Source organism: Streptomyces sp. NPDC041970, assembly GCF_055588985.1.
The window spans coordinates 1-24,235 of record NZ_JBVJCD010000041.1; the positions used below are offsets into that span (position 1 = coordinate 1).

General features: G+C 74.4%; 22 protein-coding genes and 2 pseudogenes. 16 read left to right on the forward strand and 8 right to left on the reverse strand.

What is annotated here, in order from left to right:
* Positions 1–204: 204 nt before the first annotated feature.
* Positions 205–1,740 carry a DUF2079 domain-containing protein gene (locus ACZ6EJ_RS19875; RefSeq protein WP_469268722.1) on the forward strand — a complete coding sequence of 512 codons (1,536 nt, stop codon included), beginning with the start codon at positions 205–207 and terminating at the stop codon, positions 1,738–1,740.
* Between the two features lie 82 nt (positions 1,741–1,822).
* Here the strand turns inward: ACZ6EJ_RS19875 and ACZ6EJ_RS19880 are convergent, their stop codons facing one another.
* A complete protein-coding gene (locus ACZ6EJ_RS19880; RefSeq protein ID WP_469268724.1) occupies positions 1,823–2,425 on the reverse strand; it encodes an RDD family protein in 603 nt (200 codons plus the stop codon).
* A gap of 218 nt (positions 2,426–2,643) precedes the next feature.
* Between ACZ6EJ_RS19880 and ACZ6EJ_RS19885 the strand changes: the two genes are divergently transcribed.
* From ACZ6EJ_RS19885 to ACZ6EJ_RS19910, 6 genes are all read left to right on the forward strand, one after another.
* Entirely contained in the window at positions 2,644–3,507 is an 864-nt protein-coding gene (locus ACZ6EJ_RS19885) for a bifunctional methylenetetrahydrofolate dehydrogenase/methenyltetrahydrofolate cyclohydrolase (protein WP_469268725.1), read from the forward strand.
* Positions 3,508–3,530: 23 nt separating this feature from the next.
* Positions 3,531–4,256, forward strand: a complete 726-nt coding sequence (locus ACZ6EJ_RS19890; RefSeq protein WP_469268727.1) for a DUF3017 domain-containing protein — start codon at positions 3,531–3,533, stop codon at positions 4,254–4,256.
* A 557-nt stretch (positions 4,257–4,813) separates the two neighbouring features.
* Complete coding sequence (locus tag ACZ6EJ_RS19895; protein ID WP_469268728.1) at positions 4,814–5,803, forward strand: malate dehydrogenase; 990 nt, start codon at positions 4,814–4,816, stop codon at positions 5,801–5,803.
* 273 nt (positions 5,804–6,076) lie between these two features.
* A complete protein-coding gene (locus ACZ6EJ_RS19900) occupies positions 6,077–7,945 on the forward strand; it encodes a hypothetical protein (RefSeq protein WP_469268730.1) in 1,869 nt (622 codons plus the stop codon).
* Complete coding sequence (locus ACZ6EJ_RS19905; protein WP_469268732.1) at positions 7,942–8,316, forward strand: hypothetical protein; 375 nt, start codon at positions 7,942–7,944, stop codon at positions 8,314–8,316. The genes ACZ6EJ_RS19900 and ACZ6EJ_RS19905 overlap by 4 nt, the downstream gene beginning before the upstream one ends.
* A 3-nt stretch (positions 8,317–8,319) precedes the next feature.
* Positions 8,320–9,210 (forward strand): DcrB/PsbP domain-containing protein, encoded by an 891-nt coding sequence (locus tag ACZ6EJ_RS19910; RefSeq protein WP_469268733.1) that lies wholly within the window; start codon positions 8,320–8,322, stop codon positions 9,208–9,210.
* 7 nt (positions 9,211–9,217) lie between these two features.
* Here ACZ6EJ_RS19910 and ACZ6EJ_RS19915 read toward each other — a convergent pair whose 3' ends face one another.
* On the reverse strand, positions 9,218–9,730 hold the full coding sequence (locus tag ACZ6EJ_RS19915; protein WP_469268735.1) for a carboxymuconolactone decarboxylase family protein: 513 nt from the start codon (positions 9,728–9,730) through the stop codon (positions 9,218–9,220).
* Positions 9,731–9,777: 47 nt separating this feature from the next.
* Here ACZ6EJ_RS19915 and pdxR point away from each other — a divergent pair, with 47 nt between their 5' ends.
* Positions 9,778–11,178 (forward strand): MocR-like pyridoxine biosynthesis transcription factor PdxR, encoded by a 1,401-nt coding sequence (gene pdxR, locus ACZ6EJ_RS19920; RefSeq protein WP_469268737.1) that lies wholly within the window; start codon positions 9,778–9,780, stop codon positions 11,176–11,178.
* 290 nt (positions 11,179–11,468) lie between these two features.
* Here the strand turns inward: pdxR and ACZ6EJ_RS19925 are convergent.
* Together ACZ6EJ_RS19925 and ACZ6EJ_RS19930 are read right to left on the reverse strand one after the other, a co-directional pair.
* Positions 11,469–11,698 (reverse strand): annotated as a pseudogene (locus ACZ6EJ_RS19925) (transposase); the annotation flags it as partial.
* Between the two features lie 97 nt (positions 11,699–11,795).
* Positions 11,796–11,999, reverse strand: a complete 204-nt coding sequence (locus tag ACZ6EJ_RS19930; RefSeq protein ID WP_469268739.1) for a hypothetical protein — start codon at positions 11,997–11,999, stop codon at positions 11,796–11,798.
* Positions 12,000–12,201: 202 nt separating this feature from the next.
* Between ACZ6EJ_RS19930 and ACZ6EJ_RS19935 the strand changes: the two are divergent.
* The 3 genes and pseudogenes from ACZ6EJ_RS19935 to ACZ6EJ_RS19945 all read left to right on the forward strand — a co-directional run.
* A pseudogene (locus ACZ6EJ_RS19935) lies at positions 12,202–12,312 on the forward strand (transposase); the annotation flags it as partial.
* Between the two features lie 225 nt (positions 12,313–12,537).
* Entirely contained in the window at positions 12,538–12,834 is a 297-nt protein-coding gene (locus ACZ6EJ_RS19940) for a hypothetical protein (RefSeq protein WP_469268741.1), read from the forward strand.
* A gap of 4 nt (positions 12,835–12,838) precedes the next feature.
* Positions 12,839–14,026, forward strand: coding sequence for a glutathionylspermidine synthase family protein (locus ACZ6EJ_RS19945; RefSeq protein WP_469268743.1), 1,188 nt, complete (start codon positions 12,839–12,841; stop codon positions 14,024–14,026).
* Between the two features lie 359 nt (positions 14,027–14,385).
* Here ACZ6EJ_RS19945 and rocD read toward each other — a convergent pair whose 3' ends face one another.
* Positions 14,386–15,591 carry an ornithine--oxo-acid transaminase gene (gene rocD / locus ACZ6EJ_RS19950; RefSeq protein ID WP_469268744.1) on the reverse strand — a complete coding sequence of 402 codons (1,206 nt, stop codon included), beginning with the start codon at positions 15,589–15,591 and terminating at the stop codon, positions 14,386–14,388.
* Positions 15,592–15,900: 309 nt separating this feature from the next.
* Between rocD and trpS the strand changes: the two genes are divergently transcribed.
* Positions 15,901–16,893, forward strand: coding sequence for a tryptophan--tRNA ligase (trpS, locus tag ACZ6EJ_RS19955; protein ID WP_469268794.1), 993 nt, complete (start codon positions 15,901–15,903; stop codon positions 16,891–16,893).
* Between the two features lie 124 nt (positions 16,894–17,017).
* Positions 17,018–17,608 carry a 2'-5' RNA ligase family protein gene (locus ACZ6EJ_RS19960; RefSeq protein ID WP_469268746.1) on the forward strand — a complete coding sequence of 197 codons (591 nt, stop codon included), beginning with the start codon at positions 17,018–17,020 and terminating at the stop codon, positions 17,606–17,608.
* 19 nt (positions 17,609–17,627) lie between these two features.
* Here the strand turns inward: ACZ6EJ_RS19960 and ACZ6EJ_RS19965 are convergent, their stop codons facing one another.
* Together ACZ6EJ_RS19965 and ACZ6EJ_RS19970 are read right to left on the reverse strand one after the other, a co-directional pair.
* Entirely contained in the window at positions 17,628–18,383 is a 756-nt protein-coding gene (locus ACZ6EJ_RS19965; protein ID WP_469268747.1) for a decaprenylphospho-beta-D-erythro-pentofuranosid-2-ulose 2-reductase, read from the reverse strand.
* A 94-nt stretch (positions 18,384–18,477) separates the two neighbouring features.
* Positions 18,478–19,839, reverse strand: a complete 1,362-nt coding sequence (locus ACZ6EJ_RS19970; RefSeq protein ID WP_469268749.1) for an FAD-binding oxidoreductase — start codon at positions 19,837–19,839, stop codon at positions 18,478–18,480.
* A 171-nt stretch (positions 19,840–20,010) separates the two neighbouring features.
* Between ACZ6EJ_RS19970 and ACZ6EJ_RS19975 the strand changes: the two genes are divergently transcribed.
* Entirely contained in the window at positions 20,011–20,946 is a 936-nt protein-coding gene (locus tag ACZ6EJ_RS19975) for a YihY/virulence factor BrkB family protein (protein WP_469268751.1), read from the forward strand.
* A gap of 57 nt (positions 20,947–21,003) precedes the next feature.
* Here the strand turns inward: ACZ6EJ_RS19975 and ACZ6EJ_RS19980 are convergent, their stop codons facing one another.
* Complete coding sequence (locus ACZ6EJ_RS19980) at positions 21,004–22,239, reverse strand: D-alanyl-D-alanine carboxypeptidase family protein (RefSeq protein ID WP_469268753.1); 1,236 nt, start codon at positions 22,237–22,239, stop codon at positions 21,004–21,006.
* 133 nt (positions 22,240–22,372) lie between these two features.
* Between ACZ6EJ_RS19980 and ACZ6EJ_RS19985 the strand changes: the two genes are divergently transcribed.
* Both ACZ6EJ_RS19985 and ACZ6EJ_RS19990 read left to right on the forward strand, forming a co-directional pair.
* A complete protein-coding gene (locus tag ACZ6EJ_RS19985; RefSeq protein ID WP_336677087.1) occupies positions 22,373–22,618 on the forward strand; it encodes an SCO4848 family membrane protein in 246 nt (81 codons plus the stop codon).
* A gap of 33 nt (positions 22,619–22,651) precedes the next feature.
* Positions 22,652–24,037, forward strand: a complete 1,386-nt coding sequence (locus ACZ6EJ_RS19990; RefSeq protein WP_469268795.1) for a metallophosphoesterase — start codon at positions 22,652–22,654, stop codon at positions 24,035–24,037.
* The last annotated feature ends 198 nt before the right edge of the window (positions 24,038–24,235 follow it).

A 24,235-nucleotide genomic window follows, 5' to 3' on the forward strand; every position in this document is an offset into this window, starting at 1 on the left:
ACCCCCCCCCCCCCCCCCCCCCCCCCCCCCCCTTCCCCCCCTCCCCCCCCCCCCCCCCCCCCCCCCCCCCCCCCCGCCCCCCCCCCCCCCCGGACCCCCCCCCGGAGCCGTTCGCCGTGTCCGGCGCGAGGGCCGTACCGCCGCTCTGTTTCAATGAACGGCCGCACCTCTCCGGGCGGCCGTGAAGACCGCAGCGGGGGCACCGTGCTTGAGCTGAACAAGACTGGAACCGACCGGCCGGGCCGGCTGCCCGCGCAGGCGCAGGGCCCCGACCCCGCACCGGAGCCGGCGCCCGGCGCCGTCCCCGAGGCCGGGACCGGCGGCGATCCGGCGGACGTGCGCGTCCCGCTGCGTCCGTACCTCGTCGCCGCCGCCGTCCTGTGCGCGCTCTACTTCCTCTACTCCCACCTCCAGTACAGCCGCTTCGGCTCACCCTCCTGGGACCTCGGGATCTTCGAGCAGGAGGTCAGGGCGTACGCCGGGTTCAACGCCCCGGTCGTCGACATCAAGGGCCCCGGCTACCTGATCCTCGGCGACCACTTCTCCCCGGTCGTGGCGCTGCTGGCCCCCCTGTACTGGCTCTGGCCCTCGGCCGAGGCCCTGCTGTTCGCCCAGGCGGCGCTGTTCGCGCTGGCCGCGGTGGTCGTCGGCCGCACCACCCAGCAGCTCCTCGGCGGACGCTCCGGCCTCTGCGCCACGCTCGCGTACGGGCTGTCCTGGGGCATCCAGGAGGCGGTGAAGTCCGACTTCCACGAGATCGCCTTCGCCGTCCCGCTGCTCGCCCTGGTCTGCCGCGCCCTGCTGCTGCGGCGCTGGACGGCCGCGCTCCTGTGGTCCCTGCCGCTGGTCCTGGTCAAGGAGGACCTCGGGGCCACCGTCGCCGTCGTCGGCCTCCTGCTCTTCGTGTACGGCCGCCGCCTCCAGGGTGCGCTGCTCGCCGCCTTCGGGGTGGTGGCCTTCGTGGTCACCCTCACCGTCCTCATCCCGGCGGCCAGCAGTGCGGGCGCGTACGACTACTGGCAGAAGATCGACCAGAAGGACGGCCAGGAGGTCCCGCTGCTGGACTCCGTCCTCGGCGTGCTCGACTCCCCGGTCAAGATCGAGATGCTGGTCTTCCTGCTCGGCATCACCGCGTTCATGGCGCTCCGCTCACCCCTGACGCTGCTGATCCTCCCCACGATCGGCTGGCGGCTGCTGTCGCAGGACAGCAACCACTGGGGCATGGTCTGGCACTACAGCGCGATCCTCATGCCGGTGCTCGTCCTCGCCGCGGCCGACGGCGTCCGCCGCAGCCGCGACGCGCACCGCCCGTGGCTCGCCTCGTACGCCAAGGTCGCCCTGCCCGTCATGGCCGCGACCGCCGTCGCGCTGACCCAGCACCTGCCGCTGCGCGACCTGCTGCGCCCGGAGAGCTACCGCACCGACGCCCGCACCCTCGCCGCCCGCCAGGCGCTGGAGGCGATCCCGGTCGGGTCGCGGGTCGAGACCGACATCACGCTGATGGCGCACCTCACCTCCGACCGCACCGTCTACTGGATCGGCGGCGCTCCGGGCACCGCGCCGGACATCGTCGCCGTCAACCTGGACTTCGGCTGGTCCCGGCCGATCCAGGACCCGGTGGCGTACGCCCAGCAACTGCACCCCGAAGCGCGCTACCGGCTCAAGCACCGCGGCGGCAGCTTCGTGGTGATGGAGCGCACGACGCCGGAGCCGGAGACGATTCCGGGCACGGACCGCTGACGCCGGGGCGCACCGCCGCCCGCACGCGCGAAGGCCGCGCCCGGTGGACGGGCGCGGCCTTCGCGCGTGCGGTGTCGGAGGGTCAGTTGGCCTTGACGACCACCGACGAGCAGACCTTGTCCGCGAACGTCTGCTTCTTCTGGTCCCACAGCGGCCACAGCCAGCCTATGTAGCAGGCGAGGCTGTCCAGGACGTGGGCCAGGCGGCGCACGAAGGCCATCCCGAAGCCCAGCGGGCGGCCGTCGGCCTCGCGCAGCAGGCGGATGCCCACTGCCTTCTTGCCGATGGTCTGGCCGGTGGAGCCCTCCTGGTAGAGCTGCCAGATGGCCACGCCGACGACGCCGAGGAAACCGACGAACGAGAGGATCCCGCCGACCGAGTCGCCCACCGCGCCCCCGACGGCGACGAGGATGTACGGCACCATCATCACGAGCCCGTCGACGATCAGTCCGCCCAGGCGCAGACCCCAGTGGGCGAACTCCGGCATCCCGCCGCCGTATCCCGGCTGCGGGTACGCGCCGTAGGGCTGGCCGGGCTGCTGGGGGTAGCCCGGCTGCTGGGGGTAGCCGTAACCCTGTTGCGGGACGCCCTGCGGAGCCTGCTGGGGGTAGCCGTAACCGGGCTGTCCCTGGGGCGGCTGTCCGGGCTGCTGCCCGTACGGGTTGTTCGGGTCGCCGAAGCTCATATGGGGTGTTCCTTCAACAGGCGTGCGGGGACGAGAGGGCCACACGGAGGAAGGACGACGTCAGCGGCCCACCCCCCGTACAACCGCGGCCCTCATCGTGATGAGCGGGAGCACGGTTTGTCCAGCCCGAGGCCCCAGACGTTGTGCAAGTGCAATCTCGTCTCCGGGGAGGCGCGGGCAATTGGTACGCGGGCGGGGTCATCCGCGAGGATGGGGCCATGACTGCCCAGATTCTCGATGGCAAGGCCACCGCTGCCGCGATCAAATCCGATCTGACCGTCCGTGTGGCGGCCCTCAAGGCGCAGGGCATCACCCCCGGCCTGGGAACCCTGCTCGTCGGCGACGATCCGGGGAGCCGGTGGTACGTCAACGGCAAGCACCGCGACTGCGCGCAGGTCGGCCTCGGCTCGATCCAGCGCGAACTCCCCGACACCGCCACGCAGGAGGAGATCGAGGACGTCGTCCGGGAGCTGAACGCCAACCCGGAGTGCACCGGCTACATCGTCCAGCTGCCGCTGCCCAAGGGCATCGACACCAACCGCGTCCTGGAGCTGATGGACCCGGCCAAGGACGCCGACGGCCTGCACCCGACGAACCTCGGCCGCCTCGTGCTCGGCGAGCGGGCCCCGCTGCCCTGCACCCCGCAGGGCGTCGTCCAACTGCTGCGCGCGCACGGGGTGGAGATCGACGGGGCGCACGTCGTCGTCGTCGGACGCGGCGTCACCATCGGCCGCCCGATCCCGCTGCTGCTGACCCGCAAGTCGGAGAACGCCACGGTGACCCAGTGCCACACCGGCACCCGCGACCTCTCCTCCCATCTGCGGCAGGCCGACATCATCGTCGCCGCCGCCGGGGTGCCGCACCTGATCAAGCCCGAGGACGTGAAGCCGGGCGCCGCGGTGCTCGACGTCGGCGTCAGCCGGGACGAGAACGGCAAGATCGTCGGCGACGTGCATCCGGGGGTCCGCGAGGTGGCCGCCTGGGTCGCGCCGAACCCCGGCGGCGTCGGCCCGATGACCCGCGCGCAGTTGCTGGTCAACGTGGTCGAGGCGGCCGAGCGGTCCGCCGCCGAGGCGGGCTGACGGCCGGAAGCGGAGGGAACCCCATGGGTGCTGGTACGAGCCCGGCCGACCGCGACGCGGCGACCGGCCGCGAGGAGGAGTCCGGGTCCGCGCGGGAAGCGGAGGCGGAAGCCGGCCCCGGCACGGGAGACGCGCCCGGCACGGGTGACGCGTCCGGTACGGGTGGCGCGCCCGGCACAGGGGCCGACCCTCGGACGGGTGACGCGTCCGGTACCGGTGACGCGTCCGGTACGGAGGCCGGGGCGGCGCCGGGAGCCGGGGCCGCGCCCGGAGCCGACGCCGACGCAGGCGTCGACGCCGGAGCCGATCCCGGCCCCGAGGCCGGAGCCGGTTCCGGTCCCGCGCCGGGCCGTCGGTCCCGGCGGTTCCCGCTGTTCACGCGGGACACCGCCCTCCCCGAGGGCGGCGGCCGGGCGGCGTCGGGCGACGCGCCCGCCCCGGCCCGGCAGTGGCCGCTGCTCACCGTGCTCTCCACGGTGGGGGTGGGTTTGCTCGTCGTGGTGCTGGACCCGTTCGCCGAGGCGTTCCGCGTCGGCGCCATCCTGATCGGCGCCGCGCTGATCGCCGGGGCCGTGCTGCGCTGGGCGGTGCCCTCGGTCGGGATGCTGGCGGTGCGCTCCCGCTTCACCGACCTGGTCACCTACGGGGTGATGGGGACGCTCATCGTCCTGCTCGCGCTGGTCGCCCAGCCCAAACCGTGGCTGGACGTCCCGATTTTGGAGGACGCGGTCCGCTTCACGATCCGCTGACCGCGCGCCGCCCGGCGGCGGGACCGTGCCGGAAGCCGGCCGCGGCGTCCGTCCCCTCCCCCGAGGAGGGACGGACGCCGCGCCCGGCGCCGCCCGGAACGGCGTCCGGGCCGGGGCGGAGGAGCGGTCTCGCCCCGTCCCGCTTCCAGCGTCATGGACATGCGGAGTCGCTTCAACGGCTCCCGTGGGCCTGTGGCACGGAGGTGACCATTCCGGCACGGTGTGATCGTCGCGCAACGATGGCAGGCCGACCCGGCACGGAGCGCCGGTCAGGTGTACGGGGGCGCGCCGCCCCGGCCCGAGGACTCCGGCGCACCCCCACCCGCCGCCGCCCCGCGCCCGCCGTCCCCGCCCACCGACGCCCCGCGAGGCTGATCCGACGCACCGCCCCGCACGGCGCCGCGAGGGGGGCGCGCGGCCCGGCTCCGCCGGGTCCGATAGCCTGGCCGCCGGATATCTCTTCACGTCAAGATTCAGCGAGGCGGAAGGGACGTCCAGCACCAGGGTCCGGCACCAGGGGCCGGTCCCCCACCGCCAGCTCTCTAACGGAGACCGCCATGACCCGCACTCCCGTGAATGTCACCGTGACCGGCGCTGCCGGCCAGATCGGCTACGCGCTGCTCTTCCGCATCGCCTCCGGCCACCTGCTCGGCCCGGACGTGCCGGTCAACCTGCGCCTTCTGGAGATCCCGCAGGGCGTCAAGGCCGCCGAGGGCACCGCGATGGAGCTCGACGACTGCGCCTTCCCGCTGCTGCGCGGCATCGAGATCACCGACGACCCGAACGTGGCGTTCGCCGGTGCGAACATCGCCCTCCTCGTGGGCGCCCGCCCGCGCACCAAGGGCATGGAGCGCGGTGACCTGCTCGCCGCCAACGGCGGCATCTTCAAGCCGCAGGGCAAGGCCATCAACGACAACGCCGCAGACGACATCAAGGTCCTCGTCGTCGGCAACCCGGCCAACACCAACGCGCTCATCGCGCAGGCCGCCGCCCCGGACGTGCCGGCCGAGCGCTTCACCGCGATGACCCGTCTGGACCACAACCGCGCGATCTCGCAGTTGGCCGCCAAGACCGGCGCCGCCGTCTCCGACATCAAGAAGCTGACGATCTGGGGCAACCACTCGGCCACCCAGTACCCGGACATCTTCCACGCGGAGATCGCCGGCAAGAACGCCGCCGAGGTCGTCGCCGACGAGGCGTGGCTGGCCGACACCTTCATCCCGACCGTCGCCAAGCGCGGCGCCGCGATCATCGAGGCCCGCGGCGCGTCCTCGGCCGCCTCGGCCGCCAACGCCGCCATCGACCACGTGCACACCTGGGTCAACGGCACCGCCGCGGGCGACTGGACCTCGATGGGCATCCCGTCGGACGGCTCCTACGGCGTCCCCGAGGGCATCATCTCCTCGTTCCCGGTCACCACGGAGAACGGCTCGTACAAGATCGTCCAGGGCCTGGACATCAACGAGTTCTCCCGCGCGCGCATCGACGCGTCGGTGAAGGAGCTGACCGAGGAGCGCGACGCGGTCCGCGAGCTCGGCCTGATCTGACCCGTACGCGTCCGGCCGGGCGGGCGGCAGCCCGCGCCCCGGCCCCGTACCCCTGAAGCGCCCCCGACGGCCCGTGCCGCCGGGGGCGCTTCGGTTCTCCCGCGGCTTTCCGCCGTTCTCCCGCCGCCGCCTCCCGTACGCGCAGGATGGCCGACAATCGCCTCACCCTCCGGCCCGCGTCTCGCTACATTGGCACCTTTCAGCCGCCCGCCCACCCGTGCGTACGACCGGGGGCCGGGGCGAGCGCGCAGCACCAGGGGAAATGGGGAATCGGTGACCGGGAGTGCCGTGCCGCGTCCGTCGCAGGGCCAGGACGATCTGCTCGGGAAACCGCCCGTGCACCCCGCCACGAGCGAGGCGACCCGGCTCCTGTGCGCCGGGACCCACCTGCACGACGGCTACCGGGACGCGGTCATCGACCAGTTGTACGTCCAGGAGCACCGCATCGTGGCTCCCTCGTCCGGCTTCGACGCCGCCCGCGTCCTCGCCCACGCCCTGCGCGCCCGCCGCACCGAGCTGTGGTGGGCGGCGGGCATCCTGGGCGCCTGGCTGCTGGGCGCCGTCGTCAGCCGGGGCGCGATCGGCGCGCTGTTCCTCCCGTGCGTCCTGATCGCCCTCGCGCCTCGGGTCAGGGGCGCCGCGCCGACCCCGCCCCCCTACCGGCGGATCGCCGCGTTCCTCCTGCGCTGGTACGGCCGCCTGCTGCTGCTCGCCTTCGGCCTGTGGCTCTTCGGGAGCGCCGTCATCGGCCTGTTCGAGGACGACTCCGACCCGTACGAGTCCGACCCGTACGGTCTCGAATCCTCCGGCTCCGACGGCTTCCCCGACCTCTTCGACCTGTTCCTCGCCGGGCTCACCAGCGGCTCCTCGGACTACTCGGCCACCGGCTCCGCCTGGACCGCCCTGTTCTTCCTCGCGCTGATCGCCGGGCTGATCGGCCTCCAGCGCGGCCAGTTCGCACGGGTGATGTCGGAGGAGCTGGCCCGCGGCAACTTCCCCGACCTCGCCGCCGACCCCGCCGAGCGCGTCACCGACGCCCGCTTCCGGCGGCTGAGGCACCGCATCCGGCTGGAGCAGCACGCCCCGCTGATCATGTACGCCGAGCAGCAGCCGTTCTGCGGCGCGGGGACGCCCTACCGCCCGTGGAACCTGGCGGTCGAGCTGCGGCCGAGCGACGACGGCCCCACCGAACCGCTCGGCAACGCCCAGATCCTGCGCCGGATCGTGCCGCTGCTGGAGGCCCTGCGGGTGCCCTCCCCGCACGGCTCGCCCCAGGGCGCGGCCGCCGTCCGCGACCGGCTGCGCGAGCTGGTGATCGACGAGTGCGTCTTCCTGCCGGTGGTGGGCATGGCCCGGCGCGAGGACGCCCCGTACGGGCCCGAGGGGTTCGAGGAGCACCGCAGCCGCGCCGTCGAGGAGGGCGGCGAGAGCCGGCGGCACTTCCTGCGCATCCGGGTCGGCGGCTGGAACGAGGAGGTCGTCGTCACCGTCTTCGTCCGGGTCCACACCCAGGGCGGGATGCTGATGCTGGAGGTCGCCCCGCACGTGCTGATGCCGGTCCACCCGCTGTTCCGCGACGCCGACCGGATCGCCCACCGCCACCGCAACAACAACGGGTTCGGCAAGGCGGTCTGGGCGCTCGCCCACACCCCCGCCTCGCTGGTGCGCTCGGTGGTCACCCTGGGGCGCGGCGCGATCAGCGTCTGGAAGGTGCTCACGGCCGGGAACAGCGGCGCGCTCGCCGAGGGGCCCGCGTTCTCCGTCCGCGAGCTGGGGGCCGACGACGAGGCGTCGCTCTTCCAGGACATGGACGTCAACCGGTATCTGAAGAGCATCGAGGACCGGGTCAACGGCGGCGTCCGGCTCGCCCTGCGCGAAGCGGGCTGGAAGACGGACGAGTTCGAGCAGAAGATCGTCAACATCGGCGCGGGCGGCGTGTTCATCGAGTCCGCGCGGGACAGCGCCATCGGGATCGGCGACCACAACGACATCCGGCGCTCGGGGCCCTCGGCCCCGTCCGGCCCCGGCCGGGGCGCCGGTACGAAGAAGGGGCCCGGCGCACAGCCGGGCGCGCCCGGACCGCGCGGGCCGCAGGGGCCCGCCGCGGCGCCGGACCGACAGCCGAGAGCAGGAGAGAAATGACCGGGACCCCCGACGAGCAGCCGCGCACCGTCCACATCGGCTCGGTGACCGGCAGCGCCTTCGCCGTCGGCGACCACAACACCGTCACCCAGCACCAGCACGCCGCACCGGCCGACGAGGCCCAGGCCGAACTGCTGCGCGCCGTCCGCGAACTCCGGGCCGACCTCGCCCGGTTCGTGGCCTCCGACGCCACGGAGGTCCTCGACGCGGAGCTGGTCTCCGTGGCCGAGGAGATCGAGACCGCGGGCGCGGCGACCCCGGACCGGCTGGGCCGGCTCCAGCGGGCGCTGACCGCGGCCGGCGCGCTCACCGGCGGCCTGGCCTCCGGCATCGCGGTGGCCCAGGCGCTGTCCGCCCTGCTGGGAGGCTGACCGATGAACGGGGGCGGCCGGGCACGCTGGAACGACGAGACGCAGAGGTGGGAGACCGAGCCGCAGCGCGCCTACATCCCGCCCCCGCCGCCACCACCGCCCGTGCCGCCGGTGACCCCGGCCCCGTACGCGGTCGCGGAGGACCTGCCCGGCGGGTACGACGGCTCCGGGGGCGGCGCGGGCCCGGCCGCCCCTCGGTCGCCGCGCGCCCGGATCACCCCGCCGGCCGCCGGGCTCGCCGTGGCCGTGCTCGCCGCGGGGGCGGCGGCCCTCTGGTTCGGGCTCGCGGGCGGCGACGAGGGCGGGGGGAACGAAGCGCGGGAGCAGACCGCCGGCGTCTCCGCCGACGCGTCCGGGTCGGACCCGGCCACCGGCGAGGGGACGTCCACCGACGCCACCGCCTCCGACCCGTCGGCCTCCGCCTCCCCGACTGCCGGCCCGCCGCCCGGATACGTGGCGCGGGACGACCTGGAGGGCTTCCGGATCGTCGTGCCCGAGGAGTGGGACGAGCGCACGCAGAACACCGGCGGGGTGTTCTACAAGCCCGCCGACGGCACGGCGCTGGTCCAGGTCTTCCGGGTCTCCGAGCCCGGCATGACCGCGCTGGAGGCGGTCCGCGCGGCATCGAGCGAGCGCAGTACGAACCCCGGTTTCACCGAGGTCCGCATCGGGGCCGTGGACAACCCGCTCGGGGGCGAGGCCGCCGAGCTGGTGTACGCGTACGACAGCGCGGAGGCGGGCGGCCGCCGGCAGGTGGTCGAGCGGGTCTTCACCGCGTCGGACGGCCGCCTCTACGCGGTGCTGGTCGCCGCCCCGGAGAGCGAGTGGCCCCGGCACGAGGAGATCCTCGCCACCGCCGTGACCCACTTCGACCCGTACGCCGCCCCGTTCTGACGAAGCGTCAGCTCTTCAGGTCGCCGGGCGTGTAGTGGCCGGGGACCTGCCGGGTGGCGACGCCGAAGCGGTTCCAGGCGTTGATCACCGTGATCGCGGCGATCAACTGGGCCAGCTCCGCCTCCTCGAAGTGCTCGGCGGCCTTGGCGTACACCTCGTCCGGGACGGAGCCCTCCGTCAGCAGCGTGATCGCCTCGGTCAGCTCGATCGCCGCCAGCTCCTTCTCCGTGTAGAAGTGGCGCGACTCCTCCCAGGCGCTCAACTGGACGATCCGCTCGACGGACTCGCCCGCCGCCAGGGCGTCCTTGCTGTGCATGTCCAGGCAGAGGGCGCAGCGGTTGAGCTGGGAGGCCCGCACTTTGACCAGCTCCAGCAGCAGCGGGTCCAGCCCCTTCCGGGCGGCGACGTCGAGGCGGACCATCGCCTTGTAGACCTCGGGGGCCAACTGGGTCCAGGGGAGGCGGGCGGGGTGCTCGGGGGCGTACGCGGTCGCGGGGGTGTGGTGCTCGTGTGTGCTCATGGGGACGACGCTACGCGCCCGATGGCGTGCCGCTATGGTCCATTCCCGTGACGGATTCCTGGGCCACTTTCGGCGCTGACCTGCATCTGGAACCGCTCGGGGCGGGGCTCCGCAGCGGGCTGACGCGGGCGCTGCGCGAAGCGGTGCGCGGCGGGCGGCTGGCCCCCGGCACCAGGCTGCCGTCCTCGCGGGCGCTCGCCGCCGACCTGGGCGTCGCGCGCAACACGGTCGCCGACGCCTACGCCGAACTGGTCGCCGAGGGCTGGCTCACCGCCCGACAGGGTTCGGGGACCCGCGTCGCCCGGCGCGCCGCCCCCCGCCGGGCCGACCCGGCCGCCACCCCCGCCCGTCCGGCGCGGGCCGGGGCCTCGTACGACCTCAAGCCCGGCTCGCCGGACGCCTCCTCCTTCCCGCGCGCGGCCTGGCTCCGGGCCGCCCGCAAGGCGCTCACCGAAGCGCCCCACGACGCCTTCGGCTACGGCGATCCGCGCGGGCGCGTCGAGCTGCGCACCGCGCTCGCCGAGTACCTGGCGCGGGCGCGCGGGGTGTACGCCGACCCCGAGCGCATCGTGGTCTGCTCCGGGTACGCCCACGGGCTGGCGCTGCTGGGCCGGGTGCTGCGCGGGCGCCGGGTGCGGGAGATCGCCGTCGAGTCCTACGGCCTCGACCTGCACCGGGCGGTCCTCACCGACGCCGGGCTGCGCACCGCCTGCCTGCCGCTGGACGAGCGCGGCTCCCGGACCGACGAGCCGGCCGCGCTGCGCGGCGCGGGCGCGGTCCTGCTGACCCCGTCGCACCAGTTCCCCACCGGCGTACCGCTCCACCCCGAGCGGCGGGCCGCCGCCGTCGACTGGGCCCGCGCGACCGGCGGGCTGATCCTGGAGGACGACTACGACGGGGAGTTCCGGTACGACCGGCAGCCGGTGGGCGCGCTCCAGGGGCTCGATCCGGAGCGGGTCGTCCACCTCGGCACCGCCAGCAAGTCGCTGGCCCCCGGACTGCGCCTGGCCTGGATGGTGCTCCCGGCGGGCCTGGTGGAGGAGGTGGTGCGGGCCAAGGGCGCGGCCGACCGGACGTCGGGCGCCCCGGACCAGTTGACGCTCGCGGAGTTCATCGCGTCGGGGGCGTACGACCGGCACGTGCGCGCGATGCGGCTGCGCTACCGCCGCCGCCGCGACCAGCTCGTCGCCGCGCTCGCCGAGCACGCTCCGGACATCGAGGTCAGCGGGATCGCGGCGGGGCTGCACGCGGTCCTCGAACTCCCGGCCGGGGCGGAGCGCTCGGTGATCCAGGCGGCGGCCTTCGAGGGCCTGGCCCTGGAGGGCCTGGCGCGCTACCGCCACCCCGACGCCCCGACCGGCCGCGACGCCCTGGTCATCGGCTACGGCTCACCCCCGGAGAGCGCCTGGGCGGGCGCACTCGCGGCCCTGTGCCGGGTGCTGCCGTAGGGCGGCCCGTTCCCGTGTCCGCAGGGTGGCGCCGCGCCCGTTCCCCACCAGGCGCGCGCGGGTCCGGCGGGGCCCGCGGGGCCGCCGGGCAGTCCACAGGTCGTCCAGGACCTGGAACCCGTTCGCCTTCAGCGCGTGCGCGGTCGCCCGCGCCTTCGCCGGGGCCCTGCCCCCGGCGCCGGGCCGGGGGGCGGTGCTCCAGGAAGCGGCCCGCGTACGTCTCGCGGAACGCGCGGTACGCGGAGGTGTGCAGGATGAACGCGTGCAGAGCGCCGTCCACGTCGTCATTCAGCCTCGGCCTCTGCCGGGACCGCGGCGAGGGTGCGTTTCCAGGTGCCGTCCACGGCCCACCCGATCAGGCATGGACGGTCTGGAACGAGCCGGGCTCGCCAGGCAGGTCGCGCCAGGGTGAGCAGGCGCGGTACTTCCACGCGATGGCCTCCAAGGTCCGGCGGTGATCGGCTCACCGCCGGCCGCGGACCGGATCGGGCGGCATCAGCGGTTCGATCCGGCCCCACATGGCATCAGTGATCACCCATCGGACAGGCGCATCTGACCAACTGACCAGCCGATCAGAGAGACGCGCTCCAGCCGACCGCGCAGCCAGCCACCGACCTCTACTGCCCGCCTCGTACGGCCATCACCAGCCACACGACCGGTATCGCCGCCAGAAGGATCAGCACCAGAATGCACGGGATCCGGGACGGCCCCTTGAGGGGTGGCTGGGCTGCTATCTGCGGGGCCACTCGGCGCACGTCGTCGGCGTCATACCACGTCTTGCCGGCGTACCCCGTAGTGGTCAGCCAGCCCTCCGATCTCATCCGCACCCCACGGGCCAACGCATTCACATACACCGAGCGAGTACCGACGCCCGGCCACAAGACGCTCACCTGGCGCTCCGACAGCCAGTCACTCTCCGACTCGTCCGCCACAGTGCGCCCTTCCCCCCGGCAGATGGTGAGACACCGTCGTCAACTGTCCCATAGACAGGCGTAGTTCGTACCCCCGACGCTCCTCGGAGTCACGGGCGCCGCCCGGCGGGACCTGCCGGAGCGGTACGGGCCGTGGAAGACGGTCTACGAACGGTGCCGCCGCTGGTCGGCGGACGGGACCTGGGACCGGCTCCTGGCCCGCCGACAGAGACCCAGAGGGACTCACGCGCTGACGCGACCCCGGCGCACGGGCGGCCCCGCGTCGGGTACTGCCATGGGACGACCCGTTCCGGGGTAGCCGGAGAGCGTACCGGGCGGTGATCGCGGACTCGGGTTCCGACCGGATCGGCCGCCCAACTAGTCTGACGATCGGGCCGGCAGGGAGACGGGGGTCGGCCGCACCACGGACCATGGGGGAGAACCGGACATGCGCCAACGGAGGCTGAGGTCGAGCACGGTCGTGCTCGGCGGCATGGGGCTGCTCGCCCTGACGCTCTCGTCCTGCGGATCGGAACCGGACCGGCGGTGCGCCGACCGGACGACCCGCCAGACCCTGCCCAACTACGAGTGCCGGGGCGGCGGGAGCGGCGGCGGCTCGGGCGGCAGCCGCGGCTCGTACTACTACGGCGGCGACGCCTCCGACGGCAAGGTCAAGGGCGGCAGCTTCGACAAGTCCGCCGTCGACCGCGGCGGCTTCGGCTGCTCCCGGTCCGGCGGAGGCTGAGCGCGTGCACCGCCGCACCATCGAGCCCCGCCCCGGCTGGCAGGAGACGGTCGAGGCGCAGGGCGTCGTCTACCCGCTCACCCGCTACCCGGACGGCTCGCTGCGCCCCTACTGGGACGAGAGCGCCTACTACGTCTTCTCGCTGCCGGAGGTCGAGGCGCTGGAGGAGACCGTCGAGGAGCTGCACGCCCTGTGCCTGGCCGCCGCCGCGCACATCGTCGAGCACGACCGCTTCGCCGACCTCGGCGTCACCGACCCGCGACTCGCCTCGCTGATCGCCGAATCCTGGCGGCGGCGAGCGGAACTGCCCTCTGTCTACGGGCGGTTCGACCTGCGCTACGACGGGGACAGCCCGGCGAAGATGCTGGAGTACAACGCCGACACCCCCACCTCTCTGGTGGAGGCCGCGAGCGCGCAGTGGTTCTGGATGGAGGAGCGGTTCCCCGGCGCGGACCAGTGGAACTCCCTGCACGAGCGGCTCGTCGACGCGTGGCGGCGGCAGGCGCCCCTGCTGCCGCCCGGCCTCCTGCACTTCGCCCACTCGGACGGCGACGAGCTGGGCGAGGACCTGATGACGGTCGCCTACCTCCGCGAGACCGCCGAGCAGGCCGGGATCGAGACCGCGGCGCTGGCCGTCGAGGACATCGGCTGGGACCGGTTGTCGGGCCGCTTCGTGGACGACCGGCTCCGCTTCATCCGCAGTTGCTTCAAGCTCTACCCCTGGGAGTGGCTGGCCACGGACCGCTTCGGGCCGCAGGTGCTGGACACCCTCGACAACGGCGGCGGCACCGGCACCACCTGCTGGATCGAGCCCGCCTGGAAGATGCTGCTCTCCAACAAGGCGCTGCTGGCGATCCTGTGGGAGCTGTACCCCGGCCACCCGAACCTGCTGCCGGCCTACCTCGACGGCCCCCGCGAACTGGCCGGACCCGGCGGGGCGGGGTACGCGTCCAAGCCCCTGCTCGGCCGCGAGGGCGCGGGGGTCCACCTCCACGCCCCCGGCTCACCGGCCGTCCGGCGCGACGAGCCGTGCTGCTACCAGGAGTTGGCCCCGCTCCCCGAGGTCGACGGCAACCGGGTGGTGCTCGGCGCGTGGGTCGTCGAGGACGAGGCGGCGGGGCTCGGCATCCGGGAGTCGGCGGGGCCGGTCACGGACGAGTACGCCCGCTTCCTGCCCCACGTCATCCTCTGAGCCTGCCCCCCGGCGGCCGGTCGGCAGGAGCCCCGGCCCGTACGCCGGCTTCGCGACCGGCCCGGCCCGTACGCCGGCTTCGCGCCCGGCCCGTGCGCCGACCCCGGCCCGTACGCCCCCGCGCCCGGCCCCCGGCCCGTACGTCCCCGCGCCCGGCCCCCGGCCCGTGCGCCGACCCCGGCCCGCACGCCCCCGGCCAGGAGTCCCCGCCCGCACGCCTCCGCAGCCGGGCCGTATCCCGCCCGCCCCCGAGCCCGGCCCAGGGCCCGGCCCAGGGCCCAGCCCAGGGCCGGGCTCAGGACCGTACGCGGCGCCCGCCCCCCCGCTCAGTCCCCAGCCCCCAGCGCCCAATCCCCGCCTCAGACCCCCAGCACCGTGCGCAGCCGGTCCAGGCCCCAGTCCAGGTCCTCCTTGCTGATCACCAGCGGTGGCGCGATCCGGATCGTGGAGCCGTGGGTGTCCTTCACCAGCACCCCCCGCTCCATCAGCCGCTCGGAGATCTCCCGGCCCGTGCCCAGGGCGGGCGCGACGTCCACGCCCGCCCACAGGCCCCGGCCGCGTACCGCCTCCACCGCGTCGCCACCCGCCAACAGGCCCAGCTCCCGGTGGAGGTGGTCGCCCAGCTCGGCGGCGCGCTGCTGGTACTCCCCGGTCCGCAGCATCGCGATGACCTCCAGCGCCACCGCGCACGCCAGCGGGTTGCCGCCGAACGTGGAGCCGTGCTCGCCGGGCCGGAAGACCCCGAGCACGTCCGCCGACGAGACCACCGCGGAGACCGGCACCACCCCGCCGCCCAGCGCCTTGCCGAGCACGTACACGTCCGGCTCCACGCCCTCGTGCTCGCACGCGAAGGTCTTCCCGGTCCGCCCCAGGCCCGACTGGATCTCGTCGGCGATGAACAGCACGTTCCGCTCGCGGGTCAGCTCCCGGACGCCGGGCAGGTAGCCGGCGGGCGGCACCAGCACCCCGGCCTCGCCCTGGATCGGCTCGAGCAGGACCGCCACGGTGTTCTCGGTCATCGCCTCCCGCATCGCGGTGAGGTCCCCGTACGGGACGATCTCGAAGCCCGGCGTGTACGGGCCGTAGTCGGCCCGCGCCTCCGGGTCCGTGGAGAAGCTGACGATCGTGGTCGTACGGCCGTGGAAGTTGTCCGAGGCCACGATGATCTTCGCCATGCCGTCCGGGACGCCCTTCACCCGGTAGCCCCACTTGCGGGCGGTCTTGACGGCGGTCTCGACCGCCTCCGCCCCGGTGTTCATCGGCAGGACCGTCTCCATGCCGCACAGCTCGGCGAGCCGGACGCAGAAGTCGGCGAACCGGTCGTGGTGGAAGGCCCGCGAGGTCAGCGTCACCCGGTCCAACTGGGCCTTGGCCGCGGCGATGAGACGGGGGTTGCCGTGGCCGAAGTTGAGCGCCGAGTACCCGGCGAGCAGATCGAGGTAGCGGCGCCCCTCGACGTCGGTCATCCACGCGCCGTCCGCCGAGGCGACGACGACCGGCAACGGGTGGTAGTTGTGCGCGCTGTGCGCCTCGGCGGAGGCGATGGCGGTTTCCGTGAGGGACACGGGATCTCCGTTCGTCGTGCGGTGGGGGCGGGGGTGGCGCCCACTTTGTATCGTCGGTCGCGCCCCGCGCCGGGAAACCTCCGCCGCGCGGCGCGCCCGCCGTCGCACGCCAGCGGTCGGAATGTGCCGTTCGTCTCAGGCGTGCGCTCCCGTGCCCCCGCCCCCGCTGCCGCGCGCCCGCTCCGCCCCGCACCGGCTGCCGGAGACGGGCCGGACACCTGAGACAATGGGGCCATGGCCTCTGATCGCCCCTCGCTCACCACCGACCAGCCGCAGACGGGCCGCACCGGTGCGGCCGCCCGTCGGCGGGTGCTCTCCGGGATCCAGCCCACCGCGGGCTCGTTCCACCTCGGCAACTACCTGGGCGCGGTGCGCCAGTGGGTGGCGCTGCAGGAGTCCCACGACGCGTTCTACATGGTCGTGGACCTGCACGCCATCACGGTCCCGCAGGACCCCGCCGAGCTGCGGTCCAACACGCGGCTCGCCGTGGCGCAACTGCTGGCGGCCGGACTGGACCCTGAGCGCTGCACGCTCTTCGTCCAGAGCCATGTGCCCGAGCACGCCCAGCTCGGCTGGGTGATGAACTGCCTCACCGGCTTCGGCGAGGCCTCCCGGATGACGCAGTTCAAGGACAAGTCCGCGAGGCAGGGCGCCGACCGGGCCACCGTCGGCCTCTTCACCTACCCGGTGCTCCAGGTCGCCGACATCCTGCTCTACCAGGCCGAGCAGGTCCCGGTCGGCGGGGACCAGCGCCAGCACGTCGAGCTGACCCGCGACCTCGCGGAGCGGTTCAACGGCCGGTACGGCCGGACCTTCACCGTCCCGGAGCCGTACATCCTCCAGGAGACGGCGAAGATCCTCGACCTCCAGGACCCGGCGGTCAAGATGAGCAAGTCGGCGTCCACGCCGAAGGGCCTGGTCAACCTCCTCGACGACCCGAAGGTCACCGCGAAGAAGGTGAAGAGCGCCGTCACCGACACCGACACGGTGATCCGCTACGACACCGAGAAGAAGCCCGGCGTGAGCAACCTCCTCACCATCTACGCCACTCTCACGGGCGGCTCCGTCGAGGATCTGGAGCGCGCGTACGAGGGCAAGGGCTACGGTGCGCTCAAGACCGACCTCGCCGAGGCGATGGTGGAGTTCGTCACGCCGTTCCGGGCCCGCACCCAGGAATATCTGGACGACCCCGAGACGCTGGACTCCATCCTGGCCAAGGGAGCGGAGAAGGCCAGGGCCGTCGCGGCGGAGACGCTGGCGCAGACGTACGACCGGATGGGCTTCCTGCCCGCCAAGCACTGAGTCCGACGGCCCTGGCCAGTCCACCGGCCGAGGGGCCACACTTGCGGCGGAGGGACGTGCGGGCCGGACAGGAGGCCCGCACCGCATGACCGGAAATCGACCATCGACGACGGAGGAGAACGACGTGGGGACCGTAACGCTCGGCGTTTCGATCGCGGTCCCGGAGCCCTACGGCAGCCTGCTCCAGGAAAGCCGCGCGAGCTTCGGGGACCCTGCCGCCTTCGGCATCCCCACCCACGTCACCCTCCTCCCGCCGACCGAGGCGCAGACGGCCGACCTGCCGGCCATCGAGGCCCACCTGGGCGAGATCGCGGCGGCCGGCCGGCCGTTCCCGATGCGGCTGTCCGGCACGGGCACGTTCCGGCCGCTCTCGCCGGTGGTCTTCGTCCAGGTCGTCGAGGGGGCCTCGGCCTGCTCCTGGCTCCAGAAGCGGGTCCGGGACGCCTCCGGCCCGCTGGTGCGCGAGCTCCAGTTCCCCTACCACCCGCACGTCACCGTGGCCCACGGCATCACGGAGGAGGCCATGGACCGGGCCTATGCGGAGCTGGCGGACTACGAGGCGGCCTGGACCTGCGGTTCCTTCGCCCTGTACGAGCAGGGCGAGGACGCCGTCTGGCGCAAGCTCAAGGACTTCCCGTTCGGGTCGGGGGGCGGCGCGCCCGCCCTCCCCGCCCAGAGCGGCCACACCCTCGACGCACCCTCCTTGCGGAGCTGACCGCCGCGCGGCGGTGCCGTCACACCGGCAGCCGCCGGTAGAGCGGGCGCGGCAGGTGCCGCAGCGCCGCCATCACCAGCCGGAGCGATCCGGGGACCCACACCGTCTCCGCGCCCCGGCGCAGCCCCGTGACGACCGCCTCCGCCACCTCCTCCGGGACCGCGGCGAACGGCTGCTCCGGACGCCCCGCCGTGGCCCGCGTCCGGACGAAGCCGGGGCGGACCACCATCACCCGCACCCCGGTGCCCTGGAGCGCGTCCCCCAGCCCCTGCGCGAACGCGTCGAGGCCCGCCTTGCTCGACCCGTAGATGAAGTCGGCGCGCCGGGCGCGCTCCCCGGCCACGGACGAGAGCACCACCAGCGAACCGTGCCCCTGCGCCTGAAGTGCGCCGGCGCACACCAACCCGGCGGAGACCGCCCCCGTGTAGTTGGTCTGGGCGACGCGGACCGCCGCCATCGGATCCTCCTCGTCGCGCGCCTGATCGCCCAGGACGCCGAACGCCAGCAGCACCAGGTCCACGTCGCCCTCGGCGAACACCTTGCCGAGCGCCACCTCGTGGGAGGCGGGGTCCAGCGCGTCGAACTCCACGAGGTCCACCCGAGCCCCCCGGCCGCGCAGCTCGGCGGCGGCCGCCTCCAGGGCGGGGGAGGGCCGCCCGGCCAGCCATACGCGGCGGGTGCGCACGGCGACCAGGCGGCGCGCGGTGGCCAGGGCGATCTCGGAGGCGCCGCCGAGGACGAGCAGGGACTGCGGGGCGCCGAAGGCATCCTTCACGGAACACTCCAGTTCAGAGGGGGTACGGGGAAGAGGTGCGGGAGGGCGGGGGCGTACGCCGGGAGGGGGCCGGGGCGCGCTCGCGCCCCGGCCGTCACAGCCCCAGCCGGCGCGCCAGGTCGGAGCGGAACGCGCCCGCCGGGTCCAGGGCCGCCCGCAGCTCCCGGAACTCCGCCAGCCGCGGGTACATCGCGGCCGCCGTCTCCGGGCGCGTCCGGGAGTCCCGCGCCAGGCAGACCCGGCCCCCGGCGGCGGCCACCTCCTCGTCCAGCCCGTCCAGGAAGCGGCCGAGACCGGGAGCGGAGGCGGGCAGGTCCAGGGCGAGCGTCCAGCCGGGCGCGGGGAACGACAGCCACCCCGGACCCGCCGCCCCGAACCGCTGGAGCACGGCCCCCGCCACCGGGTCCCGGCGCGCCGCGATCCGGCGCACCACCCGGTGCAGCACCTCCTCCTGGCCGTGGCCGACGCTGAACCGGTAGTGCACCAGGCCGCGCCGGCCGTACGGGGAGCCCGCGGCGGACGGGGGTTCCGCGGCGAGGAGGTAGCGGGGGGCCCAGCACAGCTCCCCGGTCCGCGCGCGGGGCGCGCAGCGGTAGCGGACCTCGTGGGAGAGCGCGGCGGCGGCCCGGCCCAGCGGACCGCCCGGCAGCGACAGGAGAGCGGGCGCGGGCGGCAGCCCCGTGCCGCCGGTGCGCGGCACGTGCCATGTGCGCCGGGCGTACGCCGGGAGCGCGTCCAGGGGTGCGTGCTCCCCCCGTACGAGGACCCCGCGCCCGGTCGCCCGGCCCCGTGCGAGCGGGTCGATCCACGCGGAGGCGTACGGCAGGCGGTCCCCGTCCGCCGTGAAGCGGGCCAGCAGGTCGTCCAGGTCCCCGGCGCGCTCGGTGGAGAGGGCGACCAGCGAGGTGGCGACGCGGCGCAGGCGGAGCGTGGCGGACAGGATCACCCCGGTCAGCCCCAGGCCGCCCGCCGTCGCGTCGAAGAGGGCGGTGCCCGGCAGCACCGTACGCACCTCGCCGTCGGCGGTGAGCAGCTCCAGGGCGCTCACGTGCCGGGCGAAGGAGCCGGCCGTCCGGTGGTCGCGGCCGTCCGCGTCGGAGGCGATCGCCCCGCCCACCGTGACCCGGCCGGACGCCGGCACGACCGGCGGGAACCAGCCGAGCGGCAGCAGCGCCCGCACCAGCCGCTCCAGGCCCACCCCGGCCTCGCAGCGCACCGTGCCCGACGCCGCGTCCACCGCGCCGATCCGGGCCAGCCCCCTGGTGTCGAGCACCGAGCCGCCCGCGTTCTGCGCCGCGTCCCCCGGCGCCCGGCCCGCCCCACGCGCGAGGACGCCCCGCGGCCCCCGGCCCCGGACGACGGCCGCGGCCTCCTCGCGCGTACGGGGCCTGAACCGCACGGCGGTCGTCGGGGCGGTGCGGCCCCAGCCGGTCAAGGACACCGTGTCGACGGACATGAGGGCGACCGTATCGTCCGCTAAACCCCATTCGAGGCATTGATCCCATCGCTCACCGGAACGGGTGATGGAGCGGGTGTCGGCGCCCCGGCCCCGTGCGCGCCCCGTCCCGTCCGGGAGAGTCCGGGGCGGGCCGCTGGTGTTCCGGGCCCAGGAGGGTACGCGTAGACCATGGACTGGCTCACGAAACTCCCGGTCGTCGGGCCCCTGGTGGCCCGGCTGATGCGGACGCACGCATGGCGCTCCTACGAGACGCTGGACCGGGTGCACTGGGCGCGGCTCGCGGCGGCCATCACCTTCATGAGCTTCCTGGCCCTCTTCCCGCTGATCGCGGTCGGCGCGGCGGTCGCCGCCGCGCTGCTGAGCGACGAGCAGGTCGACACCGTCAAGGACAAGCTCGCCGAGCAGGTGCCCGGCATCTCCGACCAGCTCGGCATCGACGACCTCGTCGCCAACGCGGGCACGGTCGGGCTGGTGGCCGGTGCGCTGCTGCTGTTCACCGGGATCGGGTGGGTCGGTTCGCTGCGCGAGTGCCTGCGCGCGGTCTGGGACCTGGACGACGTCCAGGAGGCCAATCCGGTCGTCGCCAAGGTCAAGGACGCCGTGCTGCTGGTCGGCCTCGGCGGTGCGGGGCTGGCCACCCTCGCGGTCTCCACGGTCGGCTCGACGGCGGTCGGCTGGACCGCCGACCTGCTCGGCATCCCCGAGGGCGGGGTGGGCGGGGTCGTGCTGCGCGTGGCCGCGCTCGCGGTGGCGGTCGCCGCCGACTTCCTGCTGCTGCTCTACCTGCTGTCGCTGCTGCCCGGCGTGGAGCCGCCCCGGCGGCGGCTGATGGTCGCGGCCCTGCTCGGCGCGGTCGGCTTCGAGCTGCTCAAGCTGCTGCTCGGCGGCTACATGAAGGGCGTCGCGGGCAAGAGCATGTACGGGGCGTTCGGCGTGCCGATCGCGCTGCTCCTGTGGATCAACCTCACCGCGAAGCTCCTGCTGTTCTGCGCCGCCTGGACCGCGACGCGCAGCCGGGGCGAGGGGGACCCCGAGGAGGCCACCGCCCCGCCGGGGCCCGGCGAGGCGGTCGAGGCCGCCGGCGGCTCGACCCGGACCGCCTGACGGGGGCGGGGCCGCCCGCGCCGGTCGGCTCCCGGCCGTCCCGGCGGCGGCGCGGGGTCAGCGGCGCGGCAGCAGCGGCCAGCGCCGGTTGACCAGGAACACCGCGGCCACCAGGACCGCCAGCGCGCCGCCGGCGATCGCCAGGGCGGTCCCGGCCCCGCTGGAGCCGTCGGCCGCCGAGGCGTGCGCGGTCCGCACCTGCCCGTCGGAGCCCCGGTCCGCCCCGGTGGCGGGCTTCGCGCCCTTGCCCGGACCGGTCTCCACGGACCTCGGCGGCACCAGTTCGCCCACCGGGGTCACCTTGCCGCTCGCGGCGAAGCCCCAGTCGAGCAGGTGGGCGGCCTCCTTGTAGACGGCGTGGCTCTCCTCGTCGGACGGGTTCATGACCGTCACCAGCAGCACCCGCCCGTTCCGCTCGGCGACGCCGGTGAAGGTGTTGCCCGCGTGGGTGGTGTAGCCGTTCTTGACGCCCGCGATGCCCTTGTACGGGTCCACGCCGATGTCCCCGGTGATCAGCCGGTTGGTGTTCTGGATCTCGAAGGAGGCGCGCTTGCCGTCCTTCTCCTCGCCGGGGAAGTCGGCCGAGGCCGTCGCCGCGTACTCGCGGAAGTCCTTCTTCTGGAGCCCGCTGCGGGCGATCAGGGTGAGGTCGTAGGCGCTGGAGACCTGGCCCGGCGCGTCGTACCCGTCCGGCGAGACCACGCGGGTGTCCAGCGCCTGCAACTCCTCGGCGTGCCTCTGCATCGCGGTCACCGCCTTCGGGATGCCGCCGTACATCTCGGAGAGCACGTGCACCGCGTCGTTGCCGGAGCGCAGGAACACCCCGAGCCACAGGTCGTGGACCGTGTAGGTGTGGTCCTCCTTGACCCCGACCAGGCTGCTGCCCTCGCCCACCCCCGCCAGCTCGCGGTCGGTCACCTTGTGGGTCAGCGTGGTCGGCTGGAGCGCCGGCAGGAGGGTGTCCGCGAACAGCATCTTCAGCGTGGAGGCGGGCGGCAGCCGCCAGTGCGGGTTGTGCGCCGCCAGGACCTGCCCGCTCTCCGCGTCCGCCACGATCCACGACCGCCCGGTCAGCCCCTTGGGCAGCACCGGGGCCCCCGGCCCCAGATCGACCTGGGTGCCGGCCTTGGCGAGCCGCTCTCCGCCCACGCTCGACATCACCTGGGGCGGCCGCGGCTGCCGGTCCTCCTTCGCGTCCTTGTCCTTGTCAGCGGCGAATGCCGGATTAAGGGCAAAAGCGGACAAAAATGTAGCGGAGGCAACCGTCAGGGCGATCTTTTTCAGAGCAGGCACGGTCGAAAACGTACAGGGCGTCGATGGGGATGAGGAGCCGGATCGGCTGACCCGCCGCAGGGACCGCCGGGACAGCCCCGTTCGGGCGGCCCCCCGCACGAGGGCGGCTGAGGGCGGCCGCGATACTGGACCCATGAAGCTCAGCCGCCCCGTCTCCTGGTTCCTGCTCGCGTTCGGGGTGTGGAGCTGGTTCATCTGGATCACTTTCGTCAAGAACCTGTGGCAGGACGGCAGCGGGCTCGCCTTCGACGACGCGGGCGAGCCGACCGGGTACTTCTGGGTGCACCTGCTGCTCGCCATCACGTCCTTTCTTCTGGGGACGGCGGTCGGCGCGATCGGGTTGCGTGGCGTCCGGGCTTTGCGCGACCAGCGCACCTGACGGAGAGAACGTGGGGAATCGCGGATGGCAGCAGTGATCTTCGCCCTGGTGGCGCTCGTGGTGCTGGCGCTGCTCGCCGCCGTGCACCGGTACGTCTGGCGGCGCTTCGTCGGCGACACGACGGCTCCGGGCAGCCCGCTGCGCCGGGCGGGCACCGTCGCGGCCTTCGTGCTGCCGCTGCTGAGCCTGGGGGCCATGACCTCCGGCCGGATGGGCGCCCCCTTCTGGGTGCAGCAGGTGCTGGCCTGGCCCGGATTCCTGTGGCTGGCCGCCCTGCTCTACCTGACGCTGGCGCTGCTCGTGGGCGAGGCCGTCCGGCCGGTGCTGCTGCGGGTGCTGGCCCGGCGGGACGGGGTGCCCCTCGGCACGGCCCCGCGGCCCGCGGCGCCCGCCGCTCCCACGCCGGCCCCCGAGGCCGCCGCGCGGCCCGTCCCCGCCGGCGCGGCGGCGAGGGGCGGGGCGACCGGGGGCGGAACGCCGTCCGGGACGCTCACCGAGCCCCGTACCGAGGAGCCCGAGCCCCGGACCGCGCCCGCCCCGGCCCCCGAGGCCGTGAGCGCCGCGCCCGCGCCGGTCCCCGAGGCCGCGCCCGCCCCCTCCCGGCGGCTGTTCGTCTCCCGCGTCGTCGGCGGGGCCGCGGCCGCCGCCGGGCTCGCCACCGTCGGGTACGGCGCGTACGGGGTGCTGAACGGCCCGAGCGTCCGGCGGATCACCGTGCCGCTGGCCAAGCTGCCCCGTGCGGCCCACGGCTTCCGGATCGCCGTCGTCAGCGACATCCACATCGGCCCCGTACTGGGCCGGGCCCACACCCGCCGCATCGTCGACACGATCAACGCGACCTCGCCCGATCTGGTCGCCGTCGTCGGCGACCTCGTCGACGGCTCCGTCGCGGACCTGGGCTCCGCCGCCGAACCGCTGTCCGCCCTGCGGTCGCGGCACGGCAGCTTCTTCGTCACCGGCAACCACGAGTACTTCTCCGGCGCGGCCCAGTGGGTCGACCACGTCCGCGAACTGGGGCTGCACCCCCTGGAGAACGCCCGCGTCGAGATCGGCGGCTTCGACCTCGCCGGGGTCAACGACGTGGCCGGCGAGACCGAGGGGCAGGGGCCCGACTTCGCCCGCGCGCTGGGGGACCGCGACCGCGCCCGCGCCGCCGTCCTCCTCGCCCACCAGCCCGTGGTCATCGACGACGCCGTCGCGCACGGCGTCGACCTCCAGCTCTCCGGCCACACCCACGGCGGCCAGCTCTGGCCGGGCAACTACCTCGCCGAGCTGGCCAACCCCACCGTGGACGGGCTCGAACGCTACGGCGACACCCAGCTCTTCGTCTCGCGCGGCGCCGGCGCCTGGGGTCCGCCCGTCCGGGTCGGCGCCCCCTCCGACATCACCGTCGTGGAACTCGCCTCGCGGCAGGCGTAGTACGGGCCCGGAGCGGGGCGCCGTTGCGTCTGCGAGCGTTGCGCGACCGGGTGGCGAGGTGATGGAATCCGGCCCGCGGGATCACCGTCAGCTACGAGAAGCAGCAGGTGGGAGACGCGAAGCGACTTTTTCGGACAGCGAAAGTCGCAGGTGTCCAACAAAAGGCGGCCAAAGCCCTGTTCACTCTTCCAGATGTGA